Source organism: Brevibacterium sp. 239c (assembly GCF_900169365.1).
Classification (GTDB): Bacteria; Actinomycetota; Actinomycetes; order Actinomycetales; family Brevibacteriaceae; genus Brevibacterium.
Window position 1 is genome coordinate 50,120 of the sequence record NZ_FXZH01000024.1, and the last position, 6,961, is coordinate 57,080.

A 6,961-nucleotide genomic window follows, 5' to 3' on the forward strand; every position below is an offset into this window, starting at 1 on the left:
ACCTAGTGTCGCGTTTCTGAAGTTGTTTTAGGTTTCGCTTTCGCGAGGACCTGTTCTGGTGTCTTTGTCCACACGAACGGGTGCTTACGCTTGTTCCACCCATTGATGAACTCCCGGATCTTCTTGTTGAGATTCTTCACTGGCGTGAACACGCCCCGTTTGATCGCTTGGCGATCAATGATTCCGAACCACACCTCTACGAGGTTCAACCAGGACCCCGACGTTGGGGTGAAGTGGACATGAAACCGGGGATGAGTCTCCAGCCAGTCCCGGACCTCGGCTGTCTTGTGAGCCGCATAGTTGTCCATAACCAAATGCAGCTCTTGGTCCGGATACGCGCGATCGATCTGACGCAGAAACGATAAGAACTCCTGACGCCGATGACGAGGCTTCACGGCCCCGGTGACCTGGCCTGTGGCGACGTCCAAAGCCGCGAACAGTGTTGATGTTCCGTGCCGGTGGTAGTCATGGGTGCGTTTCTCGGCATCGCCCATGCGCATCGGCAGCAATGGTGCGGTGCGATCCAGAGCTTGGATTTGGGATTTTTCATCGACACTGAGTACCACGGCGTTCTCCGGTGGTGACAGGTAGAGGCCGATGACATCGGTGACATTCGCTTCCAGCTCGGGGTCGGTGGAGAACTTGAACGTTTCTGCCTTCCATGGCTGGATCCCATACTCACGCCACGCTCGGGCCACAGTCGCATTGCCGACTTTCAGATGCTTGCCCAGCAGGCGCGAGGACCAATGTGTGACACCGTACTTCTTCGGTGGCGGGACCAGCGTGGTGGTGACGATGTCGAAGTGGTCGAGTTGTTTCGGCCGGCCCGAGCGTGGATCATCACCGAGTCCGGCGATGCCTGACTCGGCGTAGCGTGTCCGCCATTTCAGCACGGTCACCACTGACGAGCCCGCCAGTTCAGCGATGCGTGTGTTCGCGAGGCCGTCGGCGGCCAGCAGCACGATCCGTGCTCGCCTTGCCAGGCCGGCCTTGATCGTTGACGCTCGTACCCATTCACGCAGGATAGGTTCTTCGTCTTCGAACAGGACCAGTGCTGGAGCGCGAGAATTCGCCATAACCCAATTCCCAAACAACTAACCATTCAGGAATTAACGACACGCGACACTAGCTGACGAGATTATTCGTCGCTCGCCTCGGCGTTGGTGCTCTCGAAATGATATTTCTTCATTTCAGACGTCCTGTTGGCGATGAGCGTGCTGATGGCCTCCGTGAACAATACGGTCGACGTACCCTTTGTTCCCTCGCCGAAATAGTGGCGGCGCAGTTCCTGGCGTGCCTCGGCCGCTGAGTCGTTCGTCAGCATGTCGCGCAGCAGCTCATCTGCCTGTCCCACTGTCGAACCGTCGATGATGGGTGTCGCACGGCTGATTGGTGCCTCATCGTTGAGCTTGGCCATGTCGTCGCGACGATCTGTCAGAACCAGTGGCTTCTCCGGATGCAGATAGAGGTAGTCGAGTCCGACACTGGAGATGTCGGTGACGAGAAGATCGACCGTGTCGAACATTGCGAGGATGTCGCCCTCCATCAGAATCTGGTGCTGCAGGGACTCGTCTGCAATAGACGCGTTGGCGCTGGCGATGAGTTCAAGGATCCGCGCGTTCGCCACCGCCATGGCGGGATCGCTGGAGGCGGCTACGCGTGGGTGCGGTTTGTAGATCACACGTGAACCCTTGATTCCCAACGCGGCCTCAACAATCTGGGGACCGAAGAGATCGACGGATGTGTAGTTGTTCGCATCGTTCTCTCCTTCCCAGGTCGGCGCGTACATGATTGTTGTCGCTGACGAAGTCTCCAGCTCTGGGACCCTGTCGATGTCCAACTGAGGTCTACCGACTTTGACGAGTGCAGACTCATCGAAGTCGACCAGGGATTTGCGATGGCGGTTGATTGCCGCATCACCGGCGACAAAGACTTTGTCATACGATTTCGCCTGGTTAGAAACCATGCTCAGCTTGTCGGACTCGCCATGATTGACATGAACATGGACCATCGGTGCGAAGCCAAGAGACTGGAAGTTCGTCATGCCGTTGTTCACGTACAGAGCGAGTTTGAAGTCGTTGGCGTGGTAGAAGGTGTGGAGTGGATCGAACCTGCGTTTGAGGGCCATGGGCAAGCGCGTGATCTCACGGGCTTGAAGCAGTGCCGATGGTTTTCGGAAGACGAGAACTACACGGTGTTTCCGGTGAAGTTCCTCGAGTACGGGGATCCACTGACTGAGTTGGTAGAACTTGGGTTTGCGATCACCAAAGTAGACGACAACGTCAGCTTTGACGTAGCTTCCGTCATACTCGTCTTCAAGTTGCTGCCAGCGCTCGGTGCCCCTGATCCACTTGCTGGTGTTCTTCCATGCACGCGACCGCACAGCTTTCAGAGCAGTCGTACGAACCAGGTTTTTCACAGTGGACCTTTCAGAAAATCGATTCGGCCTTCCACGCGGCCCTGGCACATGATGCCATCACTCATGCTACGGGCAAAAGGTGCCCGCAGGCCTCAGTGGCAACGACCACCGCAGACGAAAAATTGTACAGGTCGAACCCGACGGAGGATGTGGGCTACTTACGTGGGAAAATGACGAATGAAGCACACTATCGTCGATATTTCAGACTTTGAGACTGACAACGACAGCGCCCTCGCGCACGGATTCCTTCTCAGATCGACACCACCACCTCCTCAAGCGACTTAAAAGTTCACGCGTTCTAAGCGCTGAGGTAGGGAACTGCGGCCACCGGTGACGTCTCACGCCAGGAAAAGCACCACTAAGGTGCCACTAGTGGTGAGTACGGAGTCTGTGGATTGCTCAAGACATAAAGTTCCAAGGTGGAAGCATGTACTGGTCTGAGGCCGCTAGTAGTAGAAGCATAGATCTGAGTAGAAATTCACGTGAAATTTGGGCTGACCACACTTGTAGGTTCCAACGGACTGGTAGCGTCGACCAACGTCTCGATCCTGTTATGCTGTCTGAATTACGAAACGATGAACTACGCGCATCGAATGCTTGATGCGGACGGCAAGGGGTATTGTGTCAGCAGATCTAACTATCGTCGACATCAAATGGGAGCGGGTGAACCTCAGCTTCGTTGTCGAATTCTCTGGTGACGCGGTCGATGACTTCTACCTCACTTCAAATGCGAACCCCGGTGAGAAGCTGTTCCCCGTGACTTTCGAGCGCATCGATACGACTCGATATAACCTGAAGATTATCGTCACTCTCTTTAATCGTCGAGGTCAGGTGCCCAATGGCACCTACTTCCTGGTGGCGCGGACAGGTGCGGAGTTGCACCCTGCGGACTTCCCCCTCGGACGAGTCGCCGAGCTGGACGAACGGTCCAGAGCCTTCGTCTACAACAAGAACCGATCTGCATATACAGTGACATTCGGAATCTCAGACGACGAAGAGGCACCGCATTTCCTGATGCGTACCTATTCGTTCGGTCGGTCAGCAGGGAAGCCATCGACCGTTCGTGCGCGAATCAAGTCGAAAGTGCGATCGAAGTGGGTAAAGACGAAACGCAAAGCTCTGCGAGGCGTGTTCGCGGTTGCAGCAAAGAGGCGCCCGGCAGCGGGCAACAATGTCCTGTTTGCTTCCGAAGCGAGGCCGAATATGCAGGGCAACCTCAAGGCGGTCCACGACAGGATGCTTGAGCGAGGGCTAGATAAGGACTTCAATTTCGGATACTCATTCCGGACGGGACGGACCAGCTCTCGCCAAAACGCGCTCAATCTTGCCTGGCAGATGGGCAAAGCAAACACAATCCTGATCGACGACTACTTCGCGGTCCTCAAAGACCTCGGCGATCGAAACAATCAGAAAATTGTGCAGCTGTGGCATGCGGGAAGTGGGTTTAAATCAGTCGGATATAGCCGTTTCGGTCAGTATGGTTCGCCGAATCTGCGCAACGCTCACCGTCTCTACTCTTATGCGATATGTGGATCCCAGCATCTGCGCGATGTCTATAGTGAGGCATTCGGAATTGAGCGAGAGTCCGTTCTTGCCACGGGCCTGCCACGAATCGACGGATTCCTGCGTGAAGGACGTGCTGAAGAAGTGCGTATCGAATTTGAGGAATCATTCCCGAATACCAAAAGTAAACGGAAGATTTTACTGGCTCCGACCTTCCGGGGACGAGGCTCGGGCGACGCGCACTACGACTACGACGTAATTGATTTCGCAGCCCTGTATGAGGCGTGCGGGGAAGACTCTGTTGTTCTCTTTCGCCAGCATCATTTCATCCCAGACCCAGCACCAATCCCAGCTGAGTTCAGCGATCGGCTCATTGACGTCGCCGCCTGCCCGGACACCAACGATCTGCTCTTGATCTCCGACATTCTGATCACTGACTATTCGTCAGTCATCTATGAGTACTCGTTGCTTGAAAGGCCGATGATCTTCTTCGCCTATGACCTCGAGACATACTCAGCGACTCGCGGAATGCATAGAGCATACGAAGAAGCCGCTCCTGGAAGCATTGCCACTACGTTCGATGAACTGATCTCACTTCTCCGTGAACCTGAGCTGAGTGTTGAGAAGACGAAGGAGTTCGTGCAAGAGAACTTTGACTATGTCGATACGAACAACTCCGACCGAGTCATCGATTCGCTGATACTTTCAGACCCCGTGGTCGATTCCGCGCCTTCAGGTCCACTTCGCTACGAAGACCTGATCGAACAGGATCTGGAAGAAGACCCCGACAATGATGCCGAAGAAGACAGCTCGCACCATCCAGATGAGGATGAGAGCGCTGCGGACATCGCTGAAGAAGAGAACAACGAGGAGAACGAATGGCAAACATCGCAGTAGTCTTCGCGGGAGGAGTCGGTGCCAGAATGGCTCACAGCTCTCGACCGAAGCAGTTTCTGGAAATCCACGGTCGCCCGGTGATCGTCCATACCTTGGATATATTCCAGCAGCACCCAGACATCGACGCAATTGCCGTAGCAATATTGCCGCAGTTCCGCGAGCATCTTGAACGACTTGTCAAGCGATACGAGTTGGACAAGGTCAAGTGGATTGTCGATGGTGGTTCAACCGGTCAGGAATCTCGACACAACGCGCTGAAAACTGTCGCTGAAAGCAATGCCCCGGACAGTCTGGTTCTCATCCACGACGGAGTTCGCCCGCTCATTGATGCAGACCTTGTATCTCGCAATATCGAGAGCGCGCTTGAGTATGGCTCAGCAATCACATGCACAAAGATGACTGAGACCGTGGTGGTCGAAGAGGGAGCCGGCATCAAGGATGTCATCCCACGGGACCCACTGTGGACAGCCCAGGCCCCACAGACATTCCGGCTCAAGGATGCTCTTGACGGCTACGATCGTGCAGTTGCCGAAGGCGAGCACGACTCGATCGATACCTGCACACTCATGCACGGGTTCGGATACGACGTCCATCGGGTCGAGGGACCACGTACCAACATCAAGATCACTACCGCATCAGACTATTATGTCTGCCGAACCTTCTTGACGCTGATCGAAGACCGGGAGGCATTCGCTGGTGAATGACGTCGCACTTTTTGACTCGCCAGTATTTCAGGAAGACGTTCGGCGGTTGGTCAGAGAACCATTGGCCTGGGAAACGTACCGCGATCAGAATATTCTTGTAACAGGTGCCTCAGGAATGATACCGATGTACATCGTCGGGACCCTATTGGCAGCTAATGATGAATATGACCTGGGCTTACATGTCACTGGAATGGTGCGCAACGTTGCCAAAGCGAGGCCACGGCTCAGCGCTGCCCTCTCACGGACAGATTTCACTCTGGTCGAAGGAGATGTGATTGAGCCGAAGGAATTCGAGCGGACATTCACCACGATCTTCCATGGCGCATCGCCAGCAAGGCCTTCTCTGCACAAGAGTTCGCCCGTGTCTACGCTTAAGGCCAATACGCTGGGCACGATCAATCTTTTGGACCGGCTTGTCAGCGACGGAGGAGGCTCCTTCGTGCTCCTTTCGTCCTCGGAAGTGTATGGATCTGTATCCGGAGTCGAACTGATCGCTGAAGATTCGGTCGGCGAACTTCAGCACTTTGCTCCGCGCGCGAGCTATTCGGAGGGCAAACGAATCGCCGAAACAGCTCTAGCTGCCTATTCCGATGAGTTCGACATTCGACCGTTGAGTGTCAGGTTCGGTCACATCTACGGGCCCGGCATGGCTCTGGACGACGGCCGGGTGCAGGCTGACTTCCTGGCTGATGTCGTCCGTGGGCGGGACATCACGATGATGAGTGCGGGCGCTCCGACAAGAACTTATACTTATGTGTCGGACGCAGTTCTGGGCCTGTTCTATGCGCACCTGCGTGGTGAAGAATCCGTCTACAACGTTGCCGATCCAAAGGGCAACGTCAGCATTCGGGAACTTGCAGAGGAGTTCGCTGCGGCACGGCCGTCGCTTGGTCTGAAGCTTGATTTCGCCAATGAGGCTGACAGCGGTTCGTATTCGCCGGTTGCATCTTTGGGCCTCGCCTCTGATCGGATTCAGTCGCTGGGCTGGGCTGCGAAGACGGACCTATCTACGGGAGTCTCCCGGGCAATCCGCTCTTTCGAAGAGGGTCCGCTAATCTAGTCGCGGTCGTGTAAGTTACTAGCCGACCACGCTTACACGACCCGTGGCGGCGCCCCCGGGGCCGATGTCGACTCTACGAATTGAGCAGAATTGAACAAAATTCGAGTCCTCTTGTTGACTAACAGAGACTCTGACAACGTTGGCGATCAATTAATCGAGGCGTCAGTCATCAGTCTTTTGAAGACGGTTGCTGCCAATCTCGACCTCGACGAGGACTCATTCGAGATATCGAGTCGGGCAGCGGGAATCATCTGGTTGGGTCCCCGAGTAGGAGTCCGGTGACTATGTGAGTTTCGCATCCGATAATGGATGCAAGGAGGAAATTCACAGATCATGGCACGTAGACATACCCCGGATCAGGTCATCGCGAAAGTGCGT

General features: G+C 55.1%; 5 protein-coding genes. 3 read left to right on the top strand and 2 right to left on the bottom strand.

Annotated features, from left to right (window positions below):
* Nucleotides 1–2: 2 nt before the first annotated feature.
* Nucleotides 3–1,076 (bottom strand): IS630 family transposase, encoded by a 1,074-nt coding sequence (locus BSP239C_RS17855; RefSeq protein WP_101574699.1) that lies wholly within the window; start codon nt 1,074–1,076, stop codon nt 3–5.
* Nucleotides 1,077–1,138: 62 nt separating this feature from the next.
* The gene (locus BSP239C_RS17860) at nt 1,139–2,419 is read right to left on the bottom strand and encodes a CDP-glycerol glycerophosphotransferase family protein (RefSeq protein ID WP_257930273.1); all 1,281 of its coding nucleotides are present in this window, start codon (nt 2,417–2,419) and stop codon (nt 1,139–1,141) included.
* 600 nt (nt 2,420–3,019) lie between these two features.
* On the opposite strand from BSP239C_RS17860, the gene BSP239C_RS17865 reads away from it, so the two are divergent.
* Genes BSP239C_RS17865 through BSP239C_RS17875 form a run of 3 tightly spaced genes read left to right on the top strand, consistent with a single transcriptional unit; the run spans nt 3,020 to nt 6,583 of the window.
* The gene (locus BSP239C_RS17865; RefSeq protein ID WP_257930275.1) at nt 3,020–4,819 is read left to right on the top strand and encodes a CDP-glycerol glycerophosphotransferase family protein; all 1,800 of its coding nucleotides are present in this window, start codon (nt 3,020–3,022) and stop codon (nt 4,817–4,819) included.
* Nucleotides 4,801–5,523, top strand: coding sequence for a 2-C-methyl-D-erythritol 4-phosphate cytidylyltransferase (locus BSP239C_RS17870; protein WP_101574701.1), 723 nt, complete (start codon nt 4,801–4,803; stop codon nt 5,521–5,523). Before BSP239C_RS17865 ends, BSP239C_RS17870 begins: the two co-directional genes overlap by 19 nt.
* Nucleotides 5,516–6,583 carry an NAD-dependent epimerase/dehydratase family protein gene (locus tag BSP239C_RS17875; RefSeq protein ID WP_145997493.1) on the top strand — a complete coding sequence of 356 codons (1,068 nt, stop codon included), beginning with the start codon at nt 5,516–5,518 and terminating at the stop codon, nt 6,581–6,583. The genes BSP239C_RS17870 and BSP239C_RS17875 overlap by 8 nt, the downstream gene beginning before the upstream one ends.
* The last annotated feature ends 378 nt before the right edge of the window (nt 6,584–6,961 follow it).

What these genes read in the sequence shown, in the direction of transcription:
- BSP239C_RS17855 (WP_101574699.1), bottom strand. Translation starts at nt 1,076, where the DNA reads ATGGCGAATTCTCGCGCTCCAGCACTGGTCCTGTTCGAAGACGAAGAA.
- BSP239C_RS17865 (WP_257930275.1), top strand. Translation starts at nt 3,020, where the DNA reads ATGCGGACGGCAAGGGGTATTGTGTCAGCAGATCTAACTATCGTCGAC.
- BSP239C_RS17870 (WP_101574701.1), top strand. Translation starts at nt 4,801, where the DNA reads ATGGCAAACATCGCAGTAGTCTTCGCGGGAGGAGTCGGTGCCAGAATG.